Annotated in this window: 23 protein-coding genes and 1 pseudogene; 8 read left to right on the top strand and 16 right to left on the bottom strand. The window is 71.3% G+C overall.

Features of this window, described 5'->3' with window-relative positions; genetic code table 11:
• Positions 1-2: 2 nt before the first annotated feature.
• Genes ACIHCM_RS17295 through ACIHCM_RS17285 form a run of 3 tightly spaced genes read right to left on the bottom strand, consistent with a single transcriptional unit; the run spans position 3 to position 2,889 of the window.
• Positions 3-851 carry an ABC transporter permease gene (locus tag ACIHCM_RS17295; RefSeq protein ID WP_399895967.1) on the bottom strand — a complete coding sequence of 283 codons (849 nt, stop codon included), beginning with the start codon at positions 849-851 and terminating at the stop codon, positions 3-5.
• Positions 839-1,735: an ABC transporter permease gene (locus tag ACIHCM_RS17290; protein WP_399895964.1), complete on the bottom strand. Its 897-nt coding sequence runs from the start codon at positions 1,733-1,735 to the stop codon at positions 839-841. Before ACIHCM_RS17290 ends, ACIHCM_RS17295 begins: the two co-directional genes overlap by 13 nt.
• Complete coding sequence (locus tag ACIHCM_RS17285; RefSeq protein WP_399895961.1) at positions 1,732-2,889, bottom strand: ABC transporter substrate-binding protein; 1,158 nt, start codon at positions 2,887-2,889, stop codon at positions 1,732-1,734. The genes ACIHCM_RS17290 and ACIHCM_RS17285 overlap by 4 nt, the downstream gene beginning before the upstream one ends.
• A 247-nt stretch (positions 2,890-3,136) precedes the next feature.
• On the opposite strand from ACIHCM_RS17285, the gene ACIHCM_RS17280 reads away from it, so the two are divergent.
• Together ACIHCM_RS17280 and ACIHCM_RS17275 are read left to right on the top strand one after the other, a co-directional pair.
• A complete protein-coding gene (locus tag ACIHCM_RS17280; protein WP_399895958.1) occupies positions 3,137-3,877 on the top strand; it encodes a GntR family transcriptional regulator in 741 nt (246 codons plus the stop codon).
• Positions 3,878-4,005: 128 nt separating this feature from the next.
• Entirely contained in the window at positions 4,006-5,379 is a 1,374-nt protein-coding gene (locus ACIHCM_RS17275; RefSeq protein ID WP_399895955.1) for an APC family permease, read from the top strand.
• Here ACIHCM_RS17275 and ACIHCM_RS17270 read toward each other — a convergent pair whose 3' ends face one another.
• Positions 5,380-6,789: an MFS transporter gene (locus tag ACIHCM_RS17270; protein WP_399895952.1), complete on the bottom strand. Its 1,410-nt coding sequence runs from the start codon at positions 6,787-6,789 to the stop codon at positions 5,380-5,382. It lies immediately after the preceding gene.
• A gap of 230 nt (positions 6,790-7,019) precedes the next feature.
• Here ACIHCM_RS17270 and ACIHCM_RS17265 point away from each other — a divergent pair, with 230 nt between their 5' ends.
• On the top strand, positions 7,020-7,370 hold the full coding sequence (locus tag ACIHCM_RS17265; protein WP_399895949.1) for an ArsR/SmtB family transcription factor: 351 nt from the start codon (positions 7,020-7,022) through the stop codon (positions 7,368-7,370).
• A 158-nt stretch (positions 7,371-7,528) separates the two neighbouring features.
• Complete coding sequence (locus ACIHCM_RS17260) at positions 7,529-8,536, top strand: zinc-dependent alcohol dehydrogenase family protein (RefSeq protein WP_399895946.1); 1,008 nt, start codon at positions 7,529-7,531, stop codon at positions 8,534-8,536.
• A gap of 68 nt (positions 8,537-8,604) precedes the next feature.
• Here ACIHCM_RS17260 and ACIHCM_RS17255 read toward each other — a convergent pair whose 3' ends face one another.
• Both ACIHCM_RS17255 and ACIHCM_RS17250 read right to left on the bottom strand, forming a co-directional pair.
• Positions 8,605-10,323 carry an immunity 49 family protein gene (locus ACIHCM_RS17255; protein ID WP_399895943.1) on the bottom strand — a complete coding sequence of 573 codons (1,719 nt, stop codon included), beginning with the start codon at positions 10,321-10,323 and terminating at the stop codon, positions 8,605-8,607.
• Between the two features lie 79 nt (positions 10,324-10,402).
• The gene (locus tag ACIHCM_RS17250) at positions 10,403-10,897 is read right to left on the bottom strand and encodes a PaaI family thioesterase (protein WP_399895940.1); all 495 of its coding nucleotides are present in this window, start codon (positions 10,895-10,897) and stop codon (positions 10,403-10,405) included.
• Between the two features lie 111 nt (positions 10,898-11,008).
• Here ACIHCM_RS17250 and ACIHCM_RS17245 point away from each other — a divergent pair, with 111 nt between their 5' ends.
• Entirely contained in the window at positions 11,009-11,476 is a 468-nt protein-coding gene (locus tag ACIHCM_RS17245; RefSeq protein ID WP_399895937.1) for a winged helix-turn-helix transcriptional regulator, read from the top strand.
• A 117-nt stretch (positions 11,477-11,593) separates the two neighbouring features.
• Here ACIHCM_RS17245 and ACIHCM_RS17240 read toward each other — a convergent pair whose 3' ends face one another.
• The 3 genes from ACIHCM_RS17240 to ACIHCM_RS17230 all read right to left on the bottom strand — a co-directional run bounded on the left by ACIHCM_RS17240 (position 11,594) and on the right by ACIHCM_RS17230 (position 13,683).
• Complete coding sequence (locus ACIHCM_RS17240; RefSeq protein ID WP_399895934.1) at positions 11,594-12,151, bottom strand: snapalysin family zinc-dependent metalloprotease; 558 nt, start codon at positions 12,149-12,151, stop codon at positions 11,594-11,596.
• Between the two features lie 216 nt (positions 12,152-12,367).
• Positions 12,368-13,036, bottom strand: coding sequence for a class F sortase (locus ACIHCM_RS17235; protein ID WP_399895931.1), 669 nt, complete (start codon positions 13,034-13,036; stop codon positions 12,368-12,370).
• Positions 13,037-13,146: 110 nt separating this feature from the next.
• A complete protein-coding gene (locus ACIHCM_RS17230) occupies positions 13,147-13,683 on the bottom strand; it encodes a hypothetical protein (protein ID WP_399895928.1) in 537 nt (178 codons plus the stop codon).
• Between the two features lie 436 nt (positions 13,684-14,119).
• Here ACIHCM_RS17230 and ACIHCM_RS17225 point away from each other — a divergent pair.
• A pseudogene (locus ACIHCM_RS17225) lies at positions 14,120-15,255 on the top strand (FAD-dependent monooxygenase).
• Between the two features lie 206 nt (positions 15,256-15,461).
• Positions 15,462-16,649 carry a phosphatidylserine/phosphatidylglycerophosphate/cardiolipin synthase family protein gene (locus ACIHCM_RS17220; protein ID WP_399895925.1) on the top strand — a complete coding sequence of 396 codons (1,188 nt, stop codon included), beginning with the start codon at positions 15,462-15,464 and terminating at the stop codon, positions 16,647-16,649.
• A gap of 38 nt (positions 16,650-16,687) precedes the next feature.
• Here ACIHCM_RS17220 and ACIHCM_RS17215 read toward each other — a convergent pair whose 3' ends face one another.
• The gene (locus tag ACIHCM_RS17215) at positions 16,688-17,533 is read right to left on the bottom strand and encodes an RNA polymerase sigma factor SigF (RefSeq protein WP_399896418.1); all 846 of its coding nucleotides are present in this window, start codon (positions 17,531-17,533) and stop codon (positions 16,688-16,690) included.
• Positions 17,534-17,844: 311 nt separating this feature from the next.
• A complete protein-coding gene (locus tag ACIHCM_RS17210; RefSeq protein ID WP_399895922.1) occupies positions 17,845-19,158 on the bottom strand; it encodes an amidohydrolase in 1,314 nt (437 codons plus the stop codon).
• Between the two features lie 167 nt (positions 19,159-19,325).
• Between ACIHCM_RS17210 and ACIHCM_RS17205 the strand changes: the two genes are divergently transcribed.
• Positions 19,326-19,502, top strand: coding sequence for a thiazolylpeptide-type bacteriocin (locus ACIHCM_RS17205; RefSeq protein ID WP_053760578.1), 177 nt, complete (start codon positions 19,326-19,328; stop codon positions 19,500-19,502).
• Between the two features lie 113 nt (positions 19,503-19,615).
• On the opposite strand, the gene ACIHCM_RS17200 is transcribed toward ACIHCM_RS17205, so the two are convergent.
• From ACIHCM_RS17200 to ACIHCM_RS17180, 5 genes are read right to left on the bottom strand one after another with little or no spacing between them, the layout of a single operon-like run.
• Positions 19,616-21,547: a TOMM precursor leader peptide-binding protein gene (locus tag ACIHCM_RS17200; protein WP_399895917.1), complete on the bottom strand. Its 1,932-nt coding sequence runs from the start codon at positions 21,545-21,547 to the stop codon at positions 19,616-19,618.
• A complete protein-coding gene (locus ACIHCM_RS17195; RefSeq protein ID WP_399895914.1) occupies positions 21,544-22,299 on the bottom strand; it encodes an ABC transporter permease in 756 nt (251 codons plus the stop codon). Before ACIHCM_RS17195 ends, ACIHCM_RS17200 begins: the two co-directional genes overlap by 4 nt.
• Positions 22,296-23,315 carry an ABC transporter ATP-binding protein gene (locus ACIHCM_RS17190; protein WP_399895912.1) on the bottom strand — a complete coding sequence of 340 codons (1,020 nt, stop codon included), beginning with the start codon at positions 23,313-23,315 and terminating at the stop codon, positions 22,296-22,298. Before ACIHCM_RS17190 ends, ACIHCM_RS17195 begins: the two co-directional genes overlap by 4 nt.
• Positions 23,316-23,339: 24 nt before the next feature.
• Complete coding sequence (locus ACIHCM_RS17185) at positions 23,340-24,452, bottom strand: peptidase M50 (RefSeq protein WP_399895908.1); 1,113 nt, start codon at positions 24,450-24,452, stop codon at positions 23,340-23,342.
• Positions 24,449-25,465 carry a lantibiotic dehydratase C-terminal domain-containing protein gene (locus tag ACIHCM_RS17180; RefSeq protein WP_399896414.1) on the bottom strand — a complete coding sequence of 339 codons (1,017 nt, stop codon included), beginning with the start codon at positions 25,463-25,465 and terminating at the stop codon, positions 24,449-24,451. Before ACIHCM_RS17180 ends, ACIHCM_RS17185 begins: the two co-directional genes overlap by 4 nt.
• Between the last annotated feature and the right edge of the window lies 1 nt (position 25,466).

Raw genomic sequence — 25,466 nt, 5'->3', positions numbered from 1 at the left:
GTTCATCCCCGGGATGCGGTACGGGTGCGTCCGCCGGCACCGGCGAGCGCGAGAAGCAGGACCCATGTCACGAGCAGACTGAGCACGGACACGGCGACGGAGAGCTGTGCCTGGGAGCCGCTGACGTTCACGATCCACACCGCGAAGGGCTGGAAGCCCAGCAGTTGCGCGACCGTGAACTCGCCGAGCACCAGGGCGAGGGTGAGGAACGAGGCGTTGAGCAGCGCCCCGCGCAGATTCGGCAGCACGGCCCGCAGGAGCGCCTGCGGCCAGCCCGCGCCGCAGGAGCGCGCGGCCTCGACGAGGGTGGGCACGTCGACCGCGCGCAAGCCGGCGTCCAGCGCGCGGTGGACGAAGGGCAGCGCCATCACGACGTACGCCAGCACGAGGACGAACGGGAAGTCCGGGTTCTGGATCGCGACGACCGTCTGGAACAGCGGCGTACGCGACAGGTGCTCGGGACCCCACTTCAGTACGGTCCCGATGCCCGCGACGAACGCGATCGGCGGCACCACCAGCGGCAGCGAGCAGACCACCTCGACGAGGGGCCGCAGCTGGGGCGCGCCGAGCCGCAGCGCGACCATGGCGGGCACCATCAGCAGCAGCACGATGGCGATGGTGGCGGCGGCCAGGCCCAGCGAGAGCAGCAGGCTGGAGACGAATCCGGCGGTGGAGAAGATCCGCGTGTACGCCTCGAAGGTGACGCCCTGCCCCGGCACGTCGAGGGTGAAGACGACGGACGCGGCCATCGGGACCAGGAAGTACAGACCGGCGACTGCGAGCACGGCCCACCGCCACGGGGCCGGGCGGGTACGGGGGCGCGGGCGGGCCACCGGGTTCAGGCGAGCCATCGGGCACTCCGGCGTTGCAGGGGCAGATACACGGCCATGACGAGGCCCGCGACGAGGACCATGTCGAGGCTGAGGGCGAGAGCCACGTTCTCCTGGCCGACCAGCACGTTGCCGGAGATGGCGTCGGCGATCTGCAGGGTGACCAGGGGAACGGAACTGCCCACCATGGCCGCGGCGGTGGCGTACGCGGCGAACGCACTGCCGAACAGCAGCACCAGGCCGCCGAGCAGCGAGGGCAGCAGCACGGGCAGGGCCACGTACCGCCAGTACTGCACGGTGGTGGCGCCGTTGTTGTGGGCGGCCTCGCGCCACTGGGAACGCAGGCCGTCCAGGGCCGGGGTGATGGTGAGGACCATCAGCGGGACCAGGAAGTACAGGTAGACCAGGACGAGTCCCCAGAAGCTGTACAGGTCCCAGCCGGTGCCGCCCAGGCCGAGGTGCCGGGTCAGCACACCGGCGTTGCCGAGCGTGGCGACGAACGCGAAGGCCAGCGGGACGCCGCCGAAGTTGGCGAGTACCCCGGACGCGGTGAGTACGGCCTCGCGCAGCGCGGGGAACCGGGAGGTCACGACGGCCTGGGCGAGCGGCAGTCCCAGCAGGGCCCCGAGGGCGGCGGAGACGGCCGACAGCTTGACGCTGCCGAGAAGTGCCGTGAGGTACGCGCCCTGGAGGGACGCGGACAGGTTGCCGGTGGTGTAGGAGGTCGCCCCGGTCGTCGCGTCCTTCACGGTGAAGGCGCCGTTCAGCATGGCGACGGCGGGCAGTCCGAACGCGATCGCGGTGAAGACGAGGAGCGGGAGGACGGCGAGCCATCCGGGGGCGCGGCGCCGCCGCTTCGGGGAAGCGACGGGCGCCACGTCCGCCCGCGTGAGGGTGGCGGTCATCCGGAGACGGCCTTGGCCCAGCCCTCGGCGAGCACGGTCTTGGCCTTGTTCTGCTGCTCCTCGGTCGGGAAGGCAGGCGTGCCGGTGACCTCGGGCAGCTTGGCGGCGGCGGCCTTGTCGAGGGTGCCGGCCTTCTCCATGGCGGGCATCAGCGCGGGACGGGCGTACCCCTTGAGCCACAGGTTCTGGCCCTCGGCGCTGTAGAGGTACTCCTGCCACAGCCGCGCGGCGGCCGGATGCGGGGCGTCCTTGTTGACGGCCTGCGAGTAGTACTGGGAGAACTGCCCGTCGCTCGGGACCACGACCTTCCAGTCGACGCCCTTGGACGTGAACTCCTCGGCGTAGCCGGCGTTGAGGTAGTCCCAGTCGATGCTGATCGGCGTCTCGCCCTTCTCGACCGTGGCCGGGGTGGACTCGACGGGGGTGTAGTTGCCGTTCTTCTTCAGCTCGGCGAAGAAGTCCAGGCCGGGCTGGATGTCGTCGAACGAGCCGCCGCTGGCCAGGGCCGCGGCGTAGACCCCGCCGAAGGCCGAACCGGACTTGGTGGGGTTGCCGTTGAGCGCGACCTGGCCCTTGTACTGCGGCTCGAGCAGGTCCTTGAAGGTGGTCGGGCACTCCTTGACGCGCCCCGCGTCGCATCCGATGGAGATGTAGCCGCCGTAGTCGTTGTACCAGCGGGCCTGCGCGTCTCGCTGCGCCTCGGGGATGTCGTCGAACGCCTGCACCTTGTACGGTGCGAGCAGCCCCTGCTGGGCGGCGCTGATGGCGAAGGAGGAGCCGAGGTCGAGGACGTCGGGCGCGCGGTCCTGGCCTTTGCGGGAGGTGACGGCGTTGATCTCGTCCTGGCTGGAGCCGTCGGGGTTCTCGACCTCGATCTTGATGCCGTACTTCTTCTGGAAGCCGTCGATGAGGGCGCCGTAGTTGGCCCAGTCGCGGGGCAACGCGATGGCGTGCAGCGTGCCCTCCTTCTTCGCGGCTTCGACCAGCTTGTCCATACCGCCGAAGTCGGCGGCGGAGGTGGCGGTGGCGGCGGACTTGCCGTCCGCGGTGGTGGAGGCGTTGTCGGGAGCGGCGCCGCAGGCGCTCAGGGCGAGCACGGCGACGACGGTGAGGGAGCCGCCGAGAACGGCTGATCGCGGCAGGGACACGGACACGGTCTCTCCAGGGGTGCGCACAAGGGTGGGTGCTGCGGGGTGAGGTGCCGCAGGACGAGCTGCGGCGACAACTTGTCTGAACAAGTCGGCCTCAGTACGCCCGTCGTGAATGACCTGAGAGTGAACGTGAACCGAACCGCAGCCCCCAGTTGCCTGCACAATCCCAGCAGTCACGGATCACGCAGGACATCGATTAGGCTGCGTACGCTGCACAAGCTGTGCACACTCACCACCACAGAGGGACGGCATGAGGGCGCGACACGAGGAGATCGCCGAGGCGCTGCGGCGTGCGATCGACCGCGAGGAGTACGCGGTCGGCGGCCGGCTGCCCTCCGAGACGGAACTCGCCGCGCAGTACGCCGTCTCGCGCGGCACCGTCCGTCAGGCCGTCGCGAGCCTCACCGCCGAGGGCCTCATCGGGTCCCGTCAGGGCGCGCGCCGGGTGGTGCTCGCCAGCCGCCGCAGCCAGAGCTTCGCCGAGCTGCGCAGCTTCGCCCAGTGGGCGCGGGCGATGGGCCGGGAGGCGACGGGGCGCGTGGTCGAGCAGGAGTACCGGCCGGCGACCACGGAGGACGCGGTACGTCTTCAACTCCCCGCGGGAACAGAAGTGTTGCAGGTCCTGCGGGTGCGCGGGCTGGACGGCGAACCGGTACTGCTGGAGCGGACCGTGTACGCCGACTGGATCTCGCCCGCCGTGGAGTCGATCGAGCCCGACTGCCCGTCCGTCACCCAGCGGCTCTTCGAGGACACGGGCCTGGTCTTCGCCTACGGCGAGCACGTCATCGACGCCGTCGCCGCCGGTGCGCAGGACGCCGAGCTGCTCGGCATCCGCCGTACCAGCCCGCTGCTGCGGGTGCGGCGGGTGACGACGACGCACGAGGGGCGGCCGGTGGAGTGGTCCGACGACCGCTACCGCTCGGACGCGGTGAGCTTCAGCGTGCACAACTCCATCGGGAACAACGCGCTCGCCCGCAAGAGCGTGGACTGACGTCCGGCGGACGTCACGGAGCCGGCACCACCCACGGATCACCCTGACGGCGCCTCCTTCGCATGCCTTTGAGGGATGCCGGGCAGAGGAGACGTTGTTCCGTAACCGAACCTTCAGGGGGAGTCCGCGTGTCCGCATCGGTAAGTGACCCAGTCGCCTCACCGGAGGGCGGGGACGGTACTCCGCTACGGCGTGCCATCGGGCCCAAACTGCTGCTGCTGTTCGTGATCGGCGACATTCTCGGCACCGGCATCTACGCCACCACCGGAAAGGTCGCCGGCAAGGTCGGTGGGGCCCTGTGGCTGCCCTTCGTCATCGGGTTCGTCGTGGCGCTGCTGACGGCGGCCTCGTACGTCGAACTCGTCGGGAAGTATCCGAAGGCGGCCGGGGCCGCGCTGTACACCCAAAAGGCGTTCAAGGTGCCGTTCCTGACCTTCATCGTCGCCTTCATGGTCATGTGCTCGGGCCTCTCCTCGGCGAGCGCGGCGGCACGTGCCTTCAGCGGTGACTACTTCGCCGAGTTCACCGACTTCTTCCCGCCCACGCTCATCGCGATCCTCTTCATCCTCGCCCTCGCGGCTCTGGCGCTTCGCGGGGTGTCCGAGTCGGTGAAGACCAACATGGTCCTCACCCTGGTGGAACTGACCGGCCTGCTCATCATCCTGGCGATCGGCGCGTGGGCGGTGCTGAGCGGCGACGGCGAGCCGTCCCGGCTCGGCGAGTTCCAGGCGGAAGGCAGCGGGTACGCGCTGATCACCAGCGTGCTGGGCGCGACCGCCCTCGGCTTCTTCGCCTTCGTCGGCTTCGAGGACTCCGTCAACATGGCCGAGGAGACCAAGGATCCGGTGCGCGCCTTCCCGCGGGCCATCTTCATCGGCGTCGCCGTCACCGGGACCATCTACGTCCTGGTCGCCCTGGTCTCCTCGCTGCTCGTCGACCACCGCGTGCTGGAGGGCTCCAGCGGTCCGCTGCTGGAGGTCGTCAAGGCCGGCGGTCTGGACTTCCCGCCGAAACTCTTCGCGCTGATCGCCCTGTTCGCGGTCACCAACTCGGCTCTGATCAACATCATGATGGCCTCGCGGCTCTGCTACGGCATGGCCAACGAGCGCATCCTGCCGCGCGCCCTCGGCCGTGTCCTCCCGCAGCGCCGCACCCCGGTCGTCGGCATCGTCTTCGTGTCGCTGCTCGCCATCGGCCTGGTCTCCACCGGGGAGATCGCGGGCCTCGGCGACACCACGGCCTTCCTGCTGCTGTGCGTCTTCGCCGTCGTCAACATCGCCGTCCTGGTCCTGCGCCGCGACCGCGTCGAGCACCAGCACTTCCGCACACCGACGGCGCTGCCGGTGCTGGGCGCGATCACCTGCCTGATCCTGGCCAGCCCTCTGTCGGACCGCTCCGCGGACGTCTACATCCGGGCGGGTGTGCTGCTGGCCCTCGGCGTCGTGCTGTGGGGGCTGAACAAGCTGGTGATGAGGTCGCGGGGCGAGGCGGAAGCCGGCTGATCAGGGAGCGGCCGACGTCAGGGCACGCGCGCCGTGTCCGGCGGGGGCGGTCTCACCCTCGTCCAGGGACATGTCCTTGGTCTCCTTGCCGAGCAGGAGCGCGGTCAGCGTCAGCACCGCCATCGCGGAGAGGTAGACGCCGACCAGCCACGGCGAGCCGTCACCTGTCTCCCACAGGGCCACCGCGATGAACGGCGCGACGGCCGCCCCGAGGATCGAGCTGACGTTGTACGAGATGCCGGACCCGGTGTAGCGCACGCTGGTGGGGAAGAGTTCGGGCAGGAGCGCGCCCATCGGGCCGAACGTCATGCCCATCAGTGTGAAACCGAGCACGAGCCACAGCACCACGCCGAGCGTGCCCAGGTCGATCAGCGGCACCCAGACCAGCCCGAAGACCACGATCGCGGCGGTGACCCAGATCAGCGTGGTACGCCGTCCGTACCTGTCGGCCAGCGGTCCGGACACGAGCGTGAACACGGCGAAGAACAACACACCGAAGATCATCATCAGGACGAACGTGGTGTAGCTGTAGCCCAGGCCGGGCACGGCGGCGTCCTTCGCGGTGCGGCCGTAGCTCAGCGAGAAGGTGGTCATCAGGTAGAAGAGCACGTACGTCGCCAGCATGATGAACGTGCCGAGAATCAGCTGCTTCCAGTGGCTGCGGACCACGGTGGCAAGCGGCAGCTTCCGTACCTTCCCGGCCTCGCGCGTCCTGGAGAAGACCGCCGACTCGACGAGCCGCGAGCGTACCCACAGGCCGATCACGACCATGACGGCCGAGAACAGGAACGGGATGCGCCAGCCCCAGTCGACGAAGGCGTCGGAGGGCTGCGTCGGGTCGGCGCCCGCCGCGGACGGCAGCAGCGCCCCGATGATCAGGAACAGTCCGTTGCCGATGATGAACCCCAGCGGGGCGCCCAGCTGCGGGAAGGTGCCGTACAGGGCGCGCTTGCCGCGGGGCGCGTTCTCGGTCGCGACCAGCGCGGCACCGCTCCACTCGCCGCCGAGTGCGAAGCCCTGGGCGAGCCGCATCAGCACGAGCAGTGCGGTGGCGATCCAGCCGGCCTGCGCGTAGGTCGGCAGGACGCCGATGAGGAACGTGGCGATGCCCATGGTCAGCAGCGAGATCACCAGGGTCCGCTTACGGCCGAGACGATCGCCGAGGTGCCCGAAGAAGACGGCCCCGATCGGGCGCGCGACCATCGCGGCGCCGAAGACCGCGAAGGACGACAACAGCGCCGTGGTGGGATCGCTGCTCGGGAAGAAGAGCGAGGGGAAGACCAGCACGGCGGCGGTCGCGTAGATGTAGAAGTCGTAGAACTCGATCGTCGTGCCCATGAGGCTGGCGACGAGGACGCGGGACCTCGGGTTGACGGGTGTCCGGGCTGAGCCGGTTGCTGGTGCGGGCATTGCTCGGTCTTTCACGCGAGGTGCAGTTCGGTCGCCGGGGCCCGCGGCCGCGCGCTCGTCCCCCTCGCCGAAGACGGTGCGAGCCGTGCAGGCACCTCAACGCTCTCAGGTGTCTTATTTTCCGGAAAACCGATCCCACGATATGAGACACCACGCTCGCGCGGTCTCCGGGAGCTTCGACGGTGGTCGTACGATGGCACCACCGTGCCGAGTCACCTCAAGGAGTCGCCGTGACCCGCCCCCGTGCCGCCGCCCGGACCGTGGCGCACCCCGACGCGTCCGAAGTCGCGCTGCAGCAGGTTCTTGAGGCGCTCGGCGATCCGGTGCGCCGGATGCTGGTGTCCCAGCTGGCCCGGTCGGACGGCGACATGAGCTGCGGGACCTTCGAGGCGCCCGTCTCGGCGTCTACCTTGACGCATCACTTCAACGTGCTGCGGGAGGCCGGTGTGATCCGGCAGTACTACGTCGGCACGACGAAGATGAACACGCTGCGCGCGGACGAGATGGAAGGGCGTTTTCCCGGCCTGCTGTCGTCCGTGGTGGCCGCGTCCGTGGCGGAGGGGGAGGCGGGGGCGGCCTGAGGGCGCTTCCGGCGTCCGGGCCTGCCGGCGGCGGACGGCAGGCACATACTTCGATGAGCTCAAAGTTTGACGCCCATCGAAATTCGGGTCAGGACAGGCGCAGGCACCGTGCTGACGCGGTGCGTCTCGGCGATACCTGCTCCTGGAGCGGATCCACCATGACAAGGCTTGTGCAGTTCGACCGGCTGGGCGGCCCCGACGTCCTGACCTTGCGCGACGTGGAGGTGGGCGCTCCGGAAGCCGGCGAGGTCCGGATCCGCGTCGACGCGATCGGCCTGAACCGGGCCGAGATCATGTACCGCGAGGGCACCTACTTCGACACCCCGCGATTCCCTTCCACCCTGGGCTACGAGGCCGCGGGCGTGATCGAGGCGGTCGGCGGGGGAGTGGACGGCTTCAGCGAGGGTGACCTCGTCGCTGTCGTGCCCGCGTTCCGGCAGAGCGAGTACGGCACCTACGGCGACCACGTGATCGTCCCCGCCGCCGCGGTCGTCCACCGCCCGGCCGCCGTCGGCCCGGTGCAGGCCGCGGCGGTGTGGATGGCCTACATCACCGCCTACGGCGCTCTCGCCGAGTCCGGCCAGGTGCGTCCCGGCGACCACGTCCTGATCACCGCGGCGTCCAGCAGCGTCGGTCTGGCCGCCATCCGGATCGCCCGCCATCTCGGCGCGGTCCCGATCGCCACCACGCGCGGCACCGGCAAGAAGCAGCGTCTGCTGGACGCCGGCGCGGCCCATGTCGTGGTCACCGACGAGGAAGACCTCCCCGCCCGCGTCAAGGAGATCACCGGCGGCGAGGGCGTACGCCTGGCCTTCGACCCGATCGCGGGCCCCGGTGTCGAGCCCGTCGCCCAAGGCATCGCTCCCGGCGGCAGCCTGGTCGTCTACGGCGCTCTCGACCCCCGCCCCACCCCGCTGCCCCACGCGCGCTCCTACCCGGCGCTGACCACCAGGACGTACACCCTCCTCGAGATCACCTCGGACCCGGAGCGGCTGCGCCGCGCGGTGGCGTTCGTCAACGCGGGCCTGGTGTCAGGGTCGTTCGATCCGGTCGTGGACCGCACCTTCGACCTCGCCGACATCGCCGAAGCCCACCGCTACATGGAGGCCAACGGGCAGGTGGGCAAGATCGTCGTCACGGTCACCCACGACGCCCCGGCCTCCTGACACATCCCTCCTGAACCGGCGGCGCCGCGCGGCTTCGGCCAGGAGGCCGTGCCCGCCGAACCGGCCGGCTACCGGGGCTCGGCCGCCCGCAGCAGTGCGGGCGGCAGGTACGGGGAGCTGACGCGGATCCGCAGGCCCCTGCGGCGGGCGTGGCAGGCGAGCGCCAGGACGCCCAGGTCGATCGCCGCGTCGGCATCGTCCCCGCGGTCGGCTACGGCGAAGTGGTCGCGATGGGCCTCCAGAGCGTCGGCGAGGGCCAGGTTGAAGCTCTCCTCGTCACCCTCGACGAGCTGCGAGAGCAGCACGGCGGGCGGGAGCTGAAAGCCCCACCTGGCCACCTTGTCCAGGTCTGCCAGCGCGCGGTCCATGGCGGGTTCGGGATCGTCGTCGCGCAGGTAGGCGTGCACCGCCTGGTAGTACGACTCGTAGGCCGACCCGTCCGCGAGGACTCGGGGGTCGACGAGGGCCAGAGGGGCCAGGTGCTCGCGCCTGCCGGTGATCAGAGCGAAGTACGTGCCGGTGAGCCACTGGCCCGCCCCGATCGAGGAGGCGCCGGCCGCCGCGAACCGGGAGGCCAGTTCGAGGTTCTCGAGCTGCTGGTCGCTGACGTCGGCACCGAGGGTGGCGCGGAACTTGAACAACAGTTCCTGGTCCCGCATGGCGTCCAGCACGTCCGCGGCGGGCGCCGGCCGGTCGTCGTCGCGGGCGAGGAGGGCACGGGTGCCCCGCTCGAAGACGGCTTCGCTCTCCGGGTGCAGCGGGCGCGGGTTCTCGGGGCGCTCGACGACGAGGGGACCGGCGCCGAGCTGCGCGACCGCGTCCGGGCGCCGCTCACGTCCGTACGCCGCGACCCGCGGTCCGGGCGTCTCGAACCCGGTCACCAGAGCCCGCGGCAGGTAGCCGGATTCGACCGGCGGCTGCCAGCCCTCCCGGCGGTAGGCGAGCGCGGCCAGGGCCAGAGGAACGAGCGGCAGCAGCGAACGGGGTGCGGCCCCGGGACCGTGCGCGCTGCTGTGGTGGGTCAGCAGAGTGGTGAGTGCGCCAGTGAAGGTCTCCCGGTCGTCGGCCGCCAGGGCGCGCAGGGCGGCCAGCGCGGTGGTGTCGAGGCTGTCGCCGGAGTCGCCGGAGTCGCCGGAGTCGCCGGAGCGCGCCCGGCCGAGCGCGGCGTCCAGCGACGCGAGCTTCTCCGCCCGGGACGGGGGGAAGTTCTGGTCGTCGTCGTCGAGGTCTCCGAAGACATAGGCCATCAGACCGGAGATCAGTTCGCCCACGGGGCGTCCTGTCCACTCGGGCCGGCACCTCCGGCGGGCGAAGTGGAACGCCTCCCCGTGCCATTCGGCCCGCCCGGCGAGAACTGCCAAGCAGAGGGCATCGATCCATCGGGCGGGGGTGATGGACTCCGCTTCACCGTCCGGGTCCCTACGGTCGTAGGTCATGCCGAAGTTGACGTAGTGAAGGAAGACCTCGAAGGGGGCGGCCGGGTAGTAGGCGGTGAACGCCACCTTGCCGGCGGCAGCCTCGGCGGCGTCGAGCAGGATCGCCTTGGCCTCCGGGACGTTCAGGTCGGCGATCTGCACGGACAGCGCACCGAGGCGGTCGAGGAACGCCTCGCCGACCGTCCACCAGTCGCTGCCGGTGACAGGTCCGGCCTTCGGCATGGAGTGCACCGTCCGGCCGATCCGGTTGGTGAAGTCCTCACTCGCCGCCGCCGTCACGGCGTCGTCGACCGTGTGCCGTTCTATCCGCGTGTCTGTCCGCGTGCGCCGTTCCCCGTTACCGCTGATCATGACTTCACCCTAGATCAGTACCGGAGGTCACCGGCGCGGGGCCGTCCGGCCGCCCCGGGCACCGGCCGGCGCGAACAAATCAGCGGGCAGGCACAGGGATGAGCATGCAGCTGCTCGTGGCGTGGGCGAGGAGCCGGTCTGTGGCGTCGAACAGTTGGGCTTGTGCGAGGGCGGTGCGGCGGCCCTGGCTGAGAACGGTGCCGACGGCGCGGACCTTGCCGGTGTCGACCGACATCGGACGCAGGAACTTCAGATTCAGGTCGAGCGAGGTGTAGCCCATGCCGGCCGGCAGCACCGACTGCACGGCGCAGCCCGCCGCGGAGTCGAGCAGGGTGGCGTAGACGCCGCCGTGGACGCTTCCGATGGGGTTGTAGTGCTCCTCGCCGGGTTCCATCACGAAGACCGCGCGGCCCGCCTCGACCTCCTCCAGCGCGATGTTGAGCGTCGCGGCGATGGGCGGTCCGGGCAGACGCCCGGCCAGCACGTCCTGGAGGAACTCCAGGCCGCTCGCCCGGCCGACCGCGGCCGCGGACACCTGGGGGTCCTCCCATTCGAACGTGCGAGACCTGACCATGGGGCGTTCCTTCCGGGCGTACTGACTCTGGATCCGGGACTGACTCTGAAATTCGAAGTTAGCCAGCCGTACCTCTGGCTGTCAATGTCGAAGCCAGCCTACGATGGGCGCATGACCTGGCTGGAGACCAGTACCGAGAACTGCACGGTGCAGCGCGCACTCGACATCGTCGGCGAGAAGTGGTCGCTGTTGGTGCTCCGGGACGCCATGAACGGCGTGCGCCGCTTCGACGACTTCCGCCGCCACGTGGGGCTGTCCGAGGCGGTCCTCGCGGACCGGCTGCGCAAGCTGGTCGGCAGCGGGGTCCTGGAGACGGTCCCCTACCGCGAGCCCGGCAGCCGGACCCGGCACGAGTACCGGCTCACCCGTAAGGGATGGGACCTGTGGCCCGTGATGATCGCCCTCAAGCAGTGGGGTGACCACTACACAGCGGACCCGGGCGGCCCGCCCCTGGAGGTCCGGCACCGTGACTGCGGCGAACACGTCGAGGCCGTGATCGTCTGCGGCGGCGGCCACGGCACGCTCACCCCACGGCAGGCCTACACCCGCCCCGGCGCCTCGGCCCGCCGCGCGAACTGATGCACGGCACCGTCGGAGCGGACATCGAAGGCGCCCGGCGTCGCCCGGCGGGCGGCATCGCGCCGGGCGACGCCGAGGAGCGCGGGGGCGGCCGGGCCGCCCCCGCGCCTCGTGGTGTCAGTCGACCACCAGCCGGCCGCGGACCTCTGCCGGACGGGCGGGCGCACGTCCGAAGTTGTCCTCGACCTCCGCCTTCTCGCCCGCGTCGGGGTAGGGGTTCGTGCACGAAACGCCCGCACTGGAACCCGACATGAGGCTGCTGCACGGGCCGGGCTTGCGGTCCGGCAGCCCCAGGATGTGCCCCAGCTCGTGCGCCGATATCCGCACCGTGTCGTAACCCTGGTTGACGGCCTGCCGGCCGATGTAGACGGTTCCGTTGCCCAGTGAGGTGGTCAGGGCCCGGGGCCAGCCGTTGTCGGCCAGGACCCGGATGTTGGCGCGTTGTCCGGCTGCGGCCGGGCGCAGCTCGACGTTGTCCACGCTCTCGTTCCAGATGGCCGCGCCTCGGTCGACGGCGGCGCGGAACTCCGCGGACGCGCCGGCGTCGTAGGTGACGACGCGGGCCGCGAGGGCCGGCGCATCGGTGTCCGTGGGCGCGGCGTGCGCCTGGCCCGCGGCGGCCAGGGTGGCCGCGAGGGTCGCGGCGAGGATGGGGACGAACGTGCGTGTGTGCAAGGTCGGCCTCCTGTGGGGGAAAGGAGCTGGGCGTGCTCATGTCACGCTCTGCTGGGCACCCTGCCCCTGCCCCGCGACCGTCAATCCCTCAATCGGCGTCCCCGGCGCCGGGGCATCGCGGCTCCGCGGCCACGCGCGAGGAGCCGTCCCCCGGCCGGCCGCCGTCCCGGGTGGCTCGCGGAATGCGCGGCCCCACCGCCACCGCCCGACGGCCCGTCACACGAGGTGGGCGAAGACCACCAGGTTCTCGGTGTAGTCCTTCACCGAGTGGTCGTAGTCCCCGGCGCAGGTGATGAGCCGGACCTCGGGGCGTTCCGTGTCGGCGTACACGCGTTTGTCGGGGAAGTCGTCCTTCGGGAAGGTCTCCGTGTCGTCCACGACGAACTCCGCCTTGCGCCCGTCGGCCCGGTCGACGGAGAAGCGGTCGCCGGGCCGGAGTTCGTAGAGACCGGCGAAGACGGCCGCCGAGGTGGCCGTGTCGACATGCCCGGCGATGATCGAGGTGCCCTGCTCGCCGGGCGACACGCCCCCGGCGTACCAGCCGACGAGATTGGTGTCGGCCGCCGGCGGAGGTTCGAGCTGTCCCGAGGACCCTACGGAGAGAGGGGTGAAGGGGGCGTCCACGGAGATGCTCGGGATGATCAGCCGGATCGGCGTGGAGCGGGGCAACGGCCGCGCTCCCTGCTGTGTGGCCGCGGGGGCGGGGGCCGAGCCCACGGAGCGGGAGTTCTGCGGGGCCCCGTCCGGCTGCTGGTGGTCGCCGAAGACACTCACGGCGATGATGACGATCGCGACACCCCACAGGGTGAGCCGTCCGCCGCGGCCGGGGTACTGCCCATCCGGCGCCCGCTCGGCGGGAGGGGTGGAAGGGGGATCTGCTGCCATCGGACATCACCTCGTTCGGCACGGCGGCACGGGCTGGTGAGCTCGGGAGCGCGGGCCGCCGGCACGGTGTGCGCCGGCGGCGGCCGCAGCCTTGGAGAGCGAAAGAGAGGTCAGGACGCCGGGCTGTTGGCCTTCTTGCGGCGCAGCGCGTACATGCCGGTGGCGCCTACGCCGAGAATGGCCAGCCCACCAGCGGTGACGCCGGGCGAGGCGAGGGCGCCGCCGCCGGTGTGCATACCGCCGCGCGGCTTGTCGTGGTCGTCACCGCCGCCCCAGCTTTCCTTGCCGTGCCCGCCCTCCTTGCCACCCTGGTCCTTGTAGGACTCCTCGTACTTGCTGTCGCCGTGGCTCGAGTCCCAGTCCTCGCCACCCTGCACCGCGGCGAGCGCGCCGCCGCCGGTGTGCATTCCGCCACGCGGTCCGTCGTGGTTGCTGTCCTTGTCGTAGTCCTTGCTGTATGACTTGTCGTACTCGTCGGAGTCCTTGTCGTGGCCGCCGCCGGAGTCGCTGTCGTGCTCCTTGCTGTACGAGGAGTCGTCGCGGCCTCCGTAGTCCTCGGCCGGTGCGGCGAACGCGGCACCGGGCGTGGCGAAGGCGAGCGCGGCGGAGGTTGCCGCCGTGGCGAGAAGAATGCGGGCAGAACGCATATCGGTGTCCTTCCGCCGTGACCGGGCAGTGGATACGGCATCAACTGGAGTGGACCCGGTCTCGACACGAACCACCGTCGGTCAGTCCCCTGCGGCGCACCATCCGGGCCGCCCAGCCGTGTCACGGCTCCACCCGTCTGTCCCAGCGACACGCCGACGCATCCCCCGGCCGGGGCAGTTCGACGTCACCCGACCGGCATCCGCCCCGAGGGGAGACGGCCCGCAACTCACGCGGCCAACGGTTCTGTTGCCGAGAAAAGGGCTGACCGGCCGGCGGACAACAAGAAAGGCAGGGAGAGATTCGCTCCCTGCCTCTGTCAACGTATGGCCCACGGGGGGTCTTGCAGCACGGCCCGGGTCGCACTGCGGAATCTCCGGCCGAAGCCAGGACCTGTGGGTCCGGGCGAAGGGGAGTTTCGCGCACGGGGGGAATCTCGTGATCGACGTGATCATCGCAGGCGGTGGGCCGACCGGCATGATGCTCGCAGGCGAGTTGCGGTGCACGGCGTGCACGTGGTCGTGCTGGAGAAGGAGAGGGTGCCGGCCAGAGTGGTCCGCGCGCTCGGGCTGCACGCGCGCAGCATCGAGGACGGTGCGCAAACTCCTCGGCGTCGGCTTTCCCGGCGAGCCGGGCCGGGCCGACACCCTGCTGGGTGAGGTCGAGCTGACCGCGCCGCCGGAGACGATCGCCGCCGTGGTGGCCGAAGTCCGCAAGACACAGCTGCGCTTCGGCGCGATGCCCCTCGGTTCCGGGATGTACCGCGTGGTCGTACCCGCCGACGGGGTGGCCGAGGACTGCTCGGTCCCGCCGACCCTTGAGGAGATCGTGCGGCAGCTGCGGGTGTTGGCGGACACCGGCCTGGGCGTGCGCTCACCGCGCTGGCTCTCCCGTTCCGGCGACGGGACCCGGCTGGCCGAGCGCTACCGGGCCGGCCGGGTGCTGCCGGCCGGTGACGCGGCGCACATCCACCCGCCGATGGGCGGGCAGGGACTCAACCTGGGCATCCAGGACGCGCTCAACCTCGGCTGGGCGCCGGAGGGGCTGCTGGACAGCTACCACAGCGAACGTCACCCGGTGGCCGCCGATGTGCTCGACAACACCTCCGCGCAGAGGGAACTGCTGTCCACCGAGCCGGGTGCGCGGGCGGTGCGCCGGCTGGTGTCGGAACTGATGGACCTGGAGCACGTCAACCGCTACCTGATCGAGAAGATCACTGCGATCGCGGTCCGCTACGACTTCGGGGCGGGGCATGAGCTGCTGGGGCGGCGGTTGCGGGACATGAAGCTGAAGCGGGGGCGCCTGTACGAGCTGATGCGCGGCGGTCGCGGGCTCCTCCTCGAGCGGACCGGCAGGCTCTCGGTGAGGGGCTGGGAGGACCGGGTCGGCCACGTCGCCGACCCGGAGGGGAACTGGACGCGCCCGCCGTGCTGCTGCGGCCGGACGGTCATGTGGCCTGGGCCGGTGAGGATCCGGAGGGCCTGCTCAGCGCGTTGTCGCGGTGGTTCGGCGCGGCGAGGGGCCGCGCCCGGGACGGTGCGCTCGCCGGGGGTCCGCGTGGCGTTCGGCGCTGATGGACGTGCGGGGTCGCGCGGTTTAGGCTTCCCGCTTGGCCGTGCAGGACGGAGAGAGGGAGCAAGGCGATGTCACAGCTGGTCTCGGCGCCGCACAGGGAGCCGGGAGGATGGGCGGCGATGTCGTCACCGGGCGCAGGGGACCTCCCCGTGGGGCCCGTGCCGGTCCGGTTCCTGGGTGCCGGTCTCATGGTCCGGAGGAGCGCATGACGGTCGCCGAAGAACGTCCCGGTGCCGCTCCCGAAAGAGCCCTGCGGCTGCGCCGTCGCCTGGAGCGGCTGATCGGGGTGGCCGCGACGGAGGGAAACGAGCTTGTCGCCCTGCGCAACGGCGACGAGATCTTCCCCGCGATGCTGGACGCCATCCGGACCGCCGAGCACACGATCGACATGATGACGTTCGTGTACTGGCGCGGCCGGATCGCCCGTGACTTCGCCGGCGCGCTCGCGGAACGTGCCCGGGCCGGGGTGCGGGTGCGGCTGCTGCTCGACGGGTTCGGCGCCAAGGAGATAGAGCGGGACCTGCTGGACGAGATGGATGCCGCCGGTGTGCAGGTGGCCTGGTTCCGCAAGCCCCTGTGGCTGTCGCCGTTCAAGCAGAACCACCGCTGTCACCGCAAGGCGCTGGTGGTGGACGAGCACACGGCGTTCACCGGTGGTGTCGGCATCGCCCAGGAGTGGTGCGGCGACGCCCGCAACCCGGACGAGTGGCGGGACACGCACGTCAGACTGCGGGGGCCGGCCGTGGACGGCGTCGCCGCCGCCTTCGCACAGAACTGGGCCGAATGCCACGAAGAGCTCTACGACGACCGGGACCGCTTCGCCGGGCACGAGCAGCCCGGCACCTCCGTCGTGCAGGTCGTGCGCGGCTCGGCCAGCTTCGGGTGGCAGGACATGCAGACCCTGATCCGGGTCATGCTCACCTCCGCCGAGTCACGCTTCCGTCTGGCCACCGCCTATTTCGCCCCGGACACCTACTTCGTCGACCTGTTGTGCGCGACGGCGCGCCGGGGTGTGACGGTGGAGATCCTGTTGCCCGGACCGCACACCGACCAGCGGGCGTGCCAGCTCGCCGGCCGGTATCACTACGAGCGGCTGATGGCCTCGGGCGTCTCCATCTGCGAGTACCAGCCGACCATGCTGCACGCCAAGATCATCACGGTGGACGGAGTGGCCTCGCTGATCGGCTCCACCAACTTCAACCGGCGCTCCATGGACCACGACGAGGAGGTCATGCTCGCCGTCCTCGACGAGGACTTCACCGCGGGCCTGGACCGGGACTTCGACGCGGACCTCGAACGCAGCGTCGCCTTGGACCCGGCGCGCTGGAGACGCCGCGCCATGCTGGAGCGCGTGCGGGAGGCCGCGGTCCTTCCCGTACGCCGGTTCCTGTAGCCGGACGGGGGCCGCGCGGGCGCGGCCCCCGGTGACGGTCAGTTCGTGGCCAGCATGCCTGCGCGCAGGCGCTTGATGGTGCGCGAGAGCAGGCGGGAGACGTGCATCTGGGAGCAGCCGAGGCGTTCGCCGATCTGGGCCTGGGTGAGTTCCTCGACGAACCGCCAGTGGATGATCTGCCGGGACCGCTCGTCCAGGTCGGCGATCAGCGGGGCGAGGGCGTGGAAGTCCTCCACGAGTTCCATTGCCGCGTCCTCGGTGCCGATGAAGTCGGCCAGCACCGCCTCGCCCTCCTCGGTGCCGCTCAGCGTGGCGTCCAGCGAGGAAGAGTTGTATCCGTTCGAGGCGATCCGGGCTTCGATGACCTCCTCCTCGGAGAGGTTCATCAACTCGGCCAGCTCCTTGACCGTCGGCATACGGTCCAGGCGGGAGCGCAGTTCCTCGGTGGCCCGGGCCAGTTCGACCCGGGCCTCCTGCAGCCGGCGCGGCACGTGCACGGCCCAGGACGTGTCGCGGAAGAACCGCTTGATCTCGCCGACGATGTAGGGGATGGCGAAGGACGTGAACTCGACCTCGCGCGTCAGCTCGAACCGGTCGATCGCCTTGATCAGCCCGATGATGCCGACCTGGACGATGTCCTCCATCTCGTCCGCGCCGCGGCTGCGGAAACGGCCGGCCGCGTAGCGGACGAGTGAGGTGTTCATCTCGATCAGTGTGTTGCGCGCGTACTGGTACTCGGGGGTGCCCTCCTCCAGCACGGCGAGCCGCTCGAAGAACTGCTTCGAGAGCGACCGCGCGTCCTTCGGCGCAACCTTGGCCGGGTCCGCCACCTCGGGCAGCAGCTCCCCGACCGTCTCCTCAACGCCGGTCTTGGCCCCTGACATCGCGGTCGCCGTCATTGCTCCAGTCCCTCCCTCGGCAGACTCTCCTGACCCGCGCACCGGCGGGTCGATGACACGGCGTCTACCCCTGGCCGTGCAGAGCATGCACACGGATTTTCCCGCCGCTGATGCGAGGGGCGTCCTGCGCGGTTGCCACGCGCGCGGTTTCCCACCCGGAGGGCCGTCGGGCTCGCCGTGCGGGACCGGAGTTCTCGACCACTGCCGCACGCTCCGCCCGCAAGCTCCTCGGCCCGACTCCCCGCACCGCCGACCCGTGGCCGCGCGACATCGGCCGGGCGGAACGAGACGCCGGATCAGTTCTCCGTCTGCGGCCGGGAGTCCGCGGAGCCGGGCTTCAGGTGCGCCAGCGCCGCCGTGGTCAGGGCCTTCGTCGCCGAGGGCAGGGCGAGGGGCAGGTGCGGCGCGAATTCGGGGGAATGGTTCGACGGCAGCGACGTGAGCCGTTCCGTGACGTTCGCGCCGCTCGTGGCGGCCCACTGGCGCGGGCCCACCGTCCCGACCATCCAGTAGCCCAGAGGGATCCCGGCGCAGCCGTGGATCTCCAGGCCCGCGTCGCCGTAGAGACCGAAGTCCTCGGTCGCCATCGACGGCGCCCACGGCACGACCCGCTCCGCGCCCAGCACTTCGCGATGGGCCTCGCGCGTCACCGCGGTCACCTCCCCGTCGGGGAGTGTGACGGGGGACCGCGAGACGACCGTGATCTCCGGGTCGCGGGGACAGCCGGACGCGGCCGCTTCGGCCCGTACGACTCGCTCGACGGCTGTCACGACACGGTCCAGCGACGCCGGGGACAGCGCGCGCACGGTGATGCCGAGCGAGGCGCTGTCCGGGACGACGCCGCTGTGGGAGCCGGCGTGGATCCGGCCGACGGTGACGGTGGTCTGTTCGGCGGGCGCGCTCTCCCGGGACACGATCCCCTGGAGGCGCAGGACCACCGCCGCCGCGGCCAGGACCGGATCCACCGTCAGGTGCGGCGCTCCCGCGTGCCCGCCCCGGCCGTGCAGTGTGACGTCCAGCTGGACACTGCCGGCGAGCACGGGCTGTCCGTAGCCGTGGGCCACCATGCCGCTCAGGAGGGGCGCGGTGTGCTGGGCCAGCACCGCGTCGGGACGGCCGAAGCGGGCGTACAGGCCGTCCTCCAGCATGGCCCGCGCCCCGGTCAGCGTCTCCTCGGCCGGCTGACCGACCACCACCACCGTGCCCTGCCAGTGCGGCAGCGCACGGGCCAGCAGTGTCGCGGTGCCGAGCAGCGCGGCCACATGCAGGTCATGGCCGCAGGCGTGCATGAAGGGGCCCTGGGCGGCGTACGGCAGGCCGGTCCGCTCCTGGACCGGCAGGGCGTCCAGTTCGGCCCGCAAGCAGAGGCGCGGCCCCTCGCCGTTGGTGAGGACGCCGACCACGCCGTGGCCGCCGACGCCCCGCGTCACCGCGTACCCCTCCGCGGCCAGGGCGTCGGCGAGGCGGGCCGCGGTACGCGCTTCCTCGCCGGACGGCTCCGGGTTCTGGTGGAGGTCCATCGCGAAGACGGTGAGCGGACGCTGGACCGCGTCCAGTTGCCGCAGGACGGACGCGTACCTGCCCGAGGGAATCTTCGCCGCTGTGCTCACCCGGACATGATCCGGTACGAGGGCTGCCGTCCGCTGTCAGGGCACTGTCACCGGACGACAGCGCCCTGACAGCGGACGGCAGCCGGATGCGTCAGTGGAGACCGATCCAATGAGGGAGCCGAACGCCCCGGGACGAGCCCGGTGGTGTCCTCACCTCAGGAGTGACCATGGCTGACAAGTCGACCCTCGCCGCCCTCGCCGACGAGATCCTGGAGCTGGAGTCGGAGACCTTCGAGATCTCGGACTACTCGGACGCCAGCGAGGTCGTGCTCGCCGGTTCCACGAGCTGCTCCTCCACCTCGACCTGCTCCTCCACCACCAGCACCACCTCCTGCAGCGCCTGATCCCAGGCCGCAGACCTCGGCGTCCGGCCCGGCCGGACGCCGAAACGGCCGGGTCGCCGCCCGCACTCCCTCGGGAGTGGCGGGCGGCGGCCCGGCCGTCGCCTTCCGGCGGGTCAGGGGAACGGATGCGGAACCCGGCGGATCTCCCACCCCTCCAGGTCCGTGTCGCGCAGCCCGCCGCGGCGGGCCGCCGTCCGCAGCCGGGGCATCCCGAGCGCGCGCTGGCGCGACCAGCCGAAGTCGATCGGCAGCAGCCCGGGAGCCAGCACGCACACCGTGCGCAGCCCCATCCGCCGCTGCTCCGGGGTGGTCTGGTCCACGACGATCACATCGAGCCCGGCCCGCACCAGCTCGTCGCGGCACAGGGCCACGTCGTCCGCCATATCGCCGGTACGCGGTCGCCCGGTGGTCTCCCAGGCCGCGTACACCTCCGCCATCGGGCGCACCGCCCTGGGTTCGTGGTACGGCGCCACGTGCGCCGCCATGCCGGGAAGGCCGTACAGCTGGGCGTGGTCCTTCAGGTGCAGCACCTTGGTGAAGTCGGCTGCCATCGCCTCCAGTTCACCCTGCCGTTCGCGCACCTGGCCCGGCAGATGCGGAATGTACGTCAGCACCTCCGACAGGGCACCCTCCAGCGCCGACGCCGGGTCCAGCGAGGCGCCGGCGCCGAAGGAGTACAGGCCCGGTCCGCCGTCCCGCCGCACCGCGAGACCGGTCACCACCGGCACGGCGAGGTCGATCCGGTTGTCGAAGGCGTGCACGTCGTACCCCTGGAGCGCGGCCCGGTCGATCATGGCGCGGACCGTGGGGTCGCCGACCGTGGCCAGGTCGATCTCCGTCAGCCGGGTCCCGCCGTACCAGGCCAGCAGGAAGGCGTCCCGCTCGATCAGTTCGAGCAGCCCGCCGAGCACCGCCTCCTCCAGACAGCTGCCGATCGCGCAGCCGTTGGAGCACTCGAAGACGAAGTTGTCCGCCGCGACCCCCGCGCTGTAGTGCACCAGGCGGGCCGGGACCAGCAGGGGACGCCGGTCGCGCAGGGAGTAGCCCCACACCCAGGGGATCGGCCGGTCGGGGTCGAACGGGTCGACGAGCGGGTCGTCGCGGTAGGTCTCCGGAGCGTAGAAGCCGCAGTCGGCGGGGTTGAGCGCGTCCTCGCCCAGACTGTTGTACGAGGCGCTGAGCAGCTTGCCACCGCGCCGCCTGTGGGTGCCGGCGTACCGTTCCAGGCCCTCGAGGAACGCCAGGTCGCGGCTGGCGGCGAAGCCGTTGGCCTGGCCGCTCCAGGTCACGTCGGTCAGACCCGCGTAGCCGCGCATGAACACGCTGCCCGCGACCGGCGCCGTGGTCGGCGAGGTGACGTTGAGCCAGGTCCCGGCGCCCAGCAGGCCGGTGACCGGGTTCGCGAGCCCCTCCGGTGCGAGCGGGTAGGAGGACGCCGGCCGCAGCCGGTAGCTGTCCTCGGCAGGCTTCGGACGGCTCGCCAGGGGGAGTTCGCCCTCCTGGCGGCTGTCCGTGCCGCCGGGACCGCAGTGCGGGCACAGCGGGTCGGCGTACAGCGGGAACGTCCGCACGGTCAGGGTCGCCACATCCAGGCAGGAAACCTGCGTCAGCGCCCGGTCGGCGGGTGTCCGCCCCGGCGGCACGAGTCCCGGGGAGCCGATGGCCGCCTCGTACAGGGCGTGCACGGCGTCCGCGACGAACGCCGGCTGTTCGGGCCAGTGGGGGGCGAAGCTCCACGGGGTGCCCGTCTCCAGGGCGTCCCGCTCGGTGCGTGACCGAAGCCGCTGCCAGCGCATCGCGAGACAGGTCCCGCAGGCCCGGGCGTCCGCGTCACCGCCCCAGGGCCCGACCAGCACCTCGCGGGAGGTGAGGTGCACCAGGGCCGCGGGCCGCACCGCGGCGTGCGGGTCGTCCCGCACGTCGCGGGCCCCCAGGGGCACCACCTGGGGGGCCGGACCCGGGGCGCACCGTTCGGCCAGCGCCGACCGCAGCCGGCGTACCGCCTCCTGAAGCGGTACGCCCTCCCGTACCGCGGTGGTCGTCATGTGCGGTTGCTCCAGCGGAAGGTCTTCAGGCCGACGGCCGCGAAGACGACGGTGAAGCCGGCGAGCGCGCCGCATCCGACGGCCACGTCACCGAGGCTGCCGTTGCCGGTCAGGGACGCGGAGACGGCGTCGTTGAAGTAGCGCAGCGGCAGCACCCGGGAGAGCGTCTGCAGCCAGGACGGCATCATGTCCAGCGGCAGGAACGAACCGGACAGGAACGCCATCGGCACCATCAGGAAGTTCGCGATGGCGGCGACCGCCTCGGGCGTGTCGGCGTAGGAGCCGATGATCACGCCGATCGACAGGAACGCGGTGATGCCGAACAGCAGCACGGGCAGTGCCAGTGGCCACCGTGAGTCCAGCTCCAGCCCGAACAGCGGCAGCAGCGCCACCGCGACGAACACCACGGCCTGCACCACGCCGATCGCGAGCGCCAGCACGTAGCGGGAGGCCAGCACGGTGGGCAGGCTCGTGGGCGTCATCCGGATCAGGCGCAGCAGGTCGTCGCGGCGCCACTGCATCAGCGTGAACGCGATGCCGAACACCGCCGCGTTGCCCACGCCCCACGACATCACGCCGGGTGCGATGTACGAGATGTACGGCCGGCCGGTCTCCTCCACCTCCTGGCCGCTGAAGATCAGTCCGAAGACCACCAGGAAGACCAGCGGGAAGGCGAAGGTGAAGAAGAGTGCCGCGGTGTCCCGGACCTGGGCCCGGTACCCGGCCGCCGTCAGTGCCCCGTATGCGCTCATGCCTGGTGCTCCGTGTCTTCGCTGTTCTGGGTGTTCTGGGTGTTCTGGGTGTGCGGCGTGTGCGGGGCGTTCCCTTCGCCGGCGGCGGAGGTGAGCCGGAGGTAGACGTCCTCGAGGGTGGCCGAGCGCGTCTGCACGCCGTCCAGGCCACCGAGCGCGTCGAGTGCCGACATCACCCTTCCGGACGCCCGCGTCTCGAGTACGAGGCTGCCGCCGCTCAGCACGGCGCGGTCGACGCCCTCGATCGCCTCCGCCTGCGCCACGGTCATCCGGTCCGGCGGCAGCAGCACCGAGGTCGCCGCGCCCGCGGCGCCGACCAGCCCGCGCGGGGAGTCCAGCGCGGCGAGGCGGCCGTCGACCAGGATCGCCACCCGGTCGCAGAGGGCTTCCGCCTCGTCCAGGTGGTGCGTGGTGTACACGATGGTCCGGCCCGCCTCCTTCAGCCCGCGCAGGACGTTCCACAGGTCGCGGCGGGCCTGCGGGTCGAGCGCGGCGGTGGGCTCGTCCAGGAAGATCAGCTCGGGGTCGTGGACGAGGGCGGAGGCGATGGCCAGCCGCTGGCGCTGGCCGCCGGACAGGTCCTCCACGCGGGTGTCCCGCTGCTCCGTCAGTGCCACGGCCTCCAGCGTCCGTTCGACCGCCGCGCGGTCCGCGCCGTACAGGGCGGCGACGGTCTCCAGGTGCTCATGTGCCTTCAGGCGGACGAAGAAGGCCGAGGACTGGGTCTGGACACCGATCCGGGGAAGCAGCGCGACATCGCGCGGCCAGGGGGAACCGCCCAGCACGCTGACGGTGCCGGAGTCGGCCTCGCGCAGGCCCTCCATGATCTCCACCAGGGTGGTCTTCCCCGCGCCGTTGGGTCCGAGCAGGCCGAAGAACTCGCCCCGGGCGACGCGCAGCGACACGCCGTCCAGTGCCTGGCGGCCGCCGTAGCGCTTGCTCACCCCCTCGACCTCGATGGCGGCGTCCGCCGCGCGGTTGCCGGGGTCCGCCGGCACGGTTTCCGTCTCCGTCATGAACAGCTCCTCGAAACAGGCCCGTCAGGGGGCGAGCAGAACAAACACGGCCGTGAGCACCGCGGCCGCGATCAGACAGACCAGAGCGGACGAGCCGATCCCGTATGCCATGTACAGAGCCCGCGCCCGGCGCGGGTAGCCGGCCGCGGCCTTGCGGTCGCGCAGCCGTAGTCGCAGGTAGCGCCCGCTCTCGGGCGCGTAGTTGGACACACCGAGCACGTGGGAGAGCATGGTGTATCCGTCCAGCGGGGGCAGTGGCAGAAGGTTGACCAGTGCCTGAACGCTGCCCAGCAGAAGCAGTCCCGACAGCACCCGGCGGTTGGGGTCGCCCGGCGCCAGCGCCGCCCACCAGACGGCGAAGGGCAGCAGGAACAGCAGGTTCGCGAAAGCGCCGGCCGCGCCGACCGCGAGCTGGTGCCGGCGCCTGCCGAGGAAACGGTAGTCGTCCACCCGGCAGTACATGATCGCGGCGGGCAGCCGCCAGCGCAGGCCGATCTCGCTCACCGTGCCGCCGTGGTGCCGGGCCGCGATCCCGTGCGCCAGCTCGTGGCCGCCGGTGCTCAGCCACAGCAGGGTGAACACACCGAGCAGCGCCACCGGTTGGTGGAAGAGCCACCAGGTGTCCCGCACGAGTGTGCCGAGCGCTGCGGCCAGGACGGTCTCCATGGCCAGACAGAGCACCAGCAGGGGCACCAGGAGCGGCGGGCGCAGCAGCGGGCGCAGCGACCGGTGCAGGCGCCCGGTGGTCGCGTCCGCGTCGGCGACCAGACGCAGGCTGCCCCGGTAGAGGTTGCCGCTGAGGGGCGGTGTGCGCGGCGCGGCCGGCACCTCGCGCGGTGGCGCGCCGGCGAGCAGGCGTTTGGCGCCGAGCAGCCCCAGCAACTGCCGCCAGTTGGCCTCACCCAGCCGCCGGCCGAAGGCGGAGGCGTACTCGCCGCCGATCTCCTCCAGGCTCCTCTCCCCGTCCAGCCGTGAGATGAGGAAGTACTCCTTCGGCCCGACCTCGAAGGAGGAACCGTCCGCCGGGTCCCTGATCAGGTGCACGGTGGCCGGGCCGCGCAGCAGCGGCGGGCTGAGCAGGATGTCCGGGCGCAGCCGGGGACGGTGGGTGAACACCTCGGCCCGCTCCGGGCTCATGAGGCGGCCTCCGTCGCGCTTGCGGTGCCCGAGCGCAGGACCCGCCCGAGGATGTGCGAGAGGTACGCCTCGTCGCGGATCGTCACATGCAACCGGTTGTTGGTCATGTGCATGTACGGCGACAGCAACAGGGGGAGGGCGACCGCCGGGTCGGTGACCCGCTCGTCACGGGTGCCGTCCCAGGAGCGGAAGACCAGTTCGCCCGCCTCGGCCAGGGCGACCGCCTTCTCCCGCAGCTCCAGACAGTGCGCCGCCCAGCCGCGCAGGAAGGCCGGCAACCGGTCCAGCCGGTCCGCGGCGACGGCCCGGCGTATCTCCTCGAAGCGGCGGCCCAGGCGCGGCGCCATCTCGGCGTAGTTGCGGTCGTACTCCGACGAGCCGATGAAGCCGGTGCCGGGGAAGGCACGGTGCCAGAACTCGTAGTAGCTCTCCAGATAGCCGGCGAGTTCGTCGTCGTCGGGCAGGAAACAGCCCGCCATGACCATCATCAGCTGCGCCGACGTGCCCAGCAGCACGGTCCGCAGGTGCAGGTTCATGGTTCCCAGGGCGTCGATCACGAGGTCGCTGGAGTGCGCGAAGTGCCACTCCGCCAGGGCGACGCCCGCCGGACCGCCGTACTTGCCGTACTCGGGTTCGTACGGCTCGTAGGAGCGGGAGTTGTTCGGACGCAGCCGCATCCGGCCGTCCTCCGCCATGAAGTCGCCGCGGTCGCCCTCGGGGAACTCGATCTCGAAGAGCGTGTTGTAGAAATCGTTGAGGAAGCCGGAGTCGACCTCGTAGAGCGCCGGCCGGCTGCGCAGGAAGGCGTCGACGGCCTCCTCGGCCCGGCGCCGCACCTCGGGCGTCGCCTCCTCGCTCGCCGGCTTCAGGCGGAGCCGCACATGCGGTCCCTCCAGCCAGTAGTTGATGAAGAAGTGGCCGGCCAGCAGGCCGTCGTCCTTGAGCCCCGCGATCAGCGGACCGACGCACTTCACGAGCAGCGGCTGGGGGTTGGCGGCGTAGAAGATGTGCATG

The organism is Streptomyces sp. NPDC052023 (assembly GCF_044548465.1).
GTDB lineage: Bacteria > Actinomycetota > Actinomycetes > Streptomycetales > Streptomycetaceae > Streptomyces.
The sequence above is the reverse complement of the archived record's forward strand: the minus strand, read 5'-3'. Positions and strand labels throughout refer to the sequence as shown.

Excerpts from the sequence above, each read along its gene's own strand:
- ACIHCM_RS17295 (WP_399895967.1), bottom strand. The coding sequence starts at position 851 with ATGGCTCGCCTGAACCCGGTGGCCCGCCCGCGCCCCCGTACCCGCCCG.
- ACIHCM_RS17290 (WP_399895964.1), bottom strand. The coding sequence starts at position 1,735 with ATGACCGCCACCCTCACGCGGGCGGACGTGGCGCCCGTCGCTTCCCCG.
- ACIHCM_RS17280 (WP_399895958.1), top strand. The coding sequence starts at position 3,137 with ATGAGGGCGCGACACGAGGAGATCGCCGAGGCGCTGCGGCGTGCGATC.
- ACIHCM_RS17270 (WP_399895952.1), bottom strand. The coding sequence starts at position 6,789 with ATGCCCGCACCAGCAACCGGCTCAGCCCGGACACCCGTCAACCCGAGG.
- ACIHCM_RS17260 (WP_399895946.1), top strand. The coding sequence starts at position 7,529 with ATGACAAGGCTTGTGCAGTTCGACCGGCTGGGCGGCCCCGACGTCCTG.
- ACIHCM_RS17255 (WP_399895943.1), bottom strand. The coding sequence starts at position 10,323 with ATGATCAGCGGTAACGGGGAACGGCGCACGCGGACAGACACGCGGATA.
- ACIHCM_RS17250 (WP_399895940.1), bottom strand. The coding sequence starts at position 10,897 with ATGGTCAGGTCTCGCACGTTCGAATGGGAGGACCCCCAGGTGTCCGCG.
- ACIHCM_RS17245 (WP_399895937.1), top strand. The coding sequence starts at position 11,009 with ATGACCTGGCTGGAGACCAGTACCGAGAACTGCACGGTGCAGCGCGCA.
- ACIHCM_RS17235 (WP_399895931.1), bottom strand. The coding sequence starts at position 13,036 with ATGGCAGCAGATCCCCCTTCCACCCCTCCCGCCGAGCGGGCGCCGGAT.
- ACIHCM_RS17230 (WP_399895928.1), bottom strand. The coding sequence starts at position 13,683 with ATGCGTTCTGCCCGCATTCTTCTCGCCACGGCGGCAACCTCCGCCGCG.
- ACIHCM_RS17220 (WP_399895925.1), top strand. The coding sequence starts at position 15,462 with ATGACGGTCGCCGAAGAACGTCCCGGTGCCGCTCCCGAAAGAGCCCTG.
- ACIHCM_RS17215 (WP_399896418.1), bottom strand. The coding sequence starts at position 17,533 with ATGTCAGGGGCCAAGACCGGCGTTGAGGAGACGGTCGGGGAGCTGCTG.
- ACIHCM_RS17205 (WP_053760578.1), top strand. The coding sequence starts at position 19,326 with ATGGCTGACAAGTCGACCCTCGCCGCCCTCGCCGACGAGATCCTGGAG.
- ACIHCM_RS17200 (WP_399895917.1), bottom strand. The coding sequence starts at position 21,547 with ATGACGACCACCGCGGTACGGGAGGGCGTACCGCTTCAGGAGGCGGTA.
- ACIHCM_RS17195 (WP_399895914.1), bottom strand. The coding sequence starts at position 22,299 with ATGAGCGCATACGGGGCACTGACGGCGGCCGGGTACCGGGCCCAGGTC.
- ACIHCM_RS17190 (WP_399895912.1), bottom strand. The coding sequence starts at position 23,315 with ATGACGGAGACGGAAACCGTGCCGGCGGACCCCGGCAACCGCGCGGCG.
- ACIHCM_RS17185 (WP_399895908.1), bottom strand. The coding sequence starts at position 24,452 with ATGAGCCCGGAGCGGGCCGAGGTGTTCACCCACCGTCCCCGGCTGCGC.
- ACIHCM_RS17180 (WP_399896414.1), bottom strand. The coding sequence starts at position 25,465 with ATGCACATCTTCTACGCCGCCAACCCCCAGCCGCTGCTCGTGAAGTGC.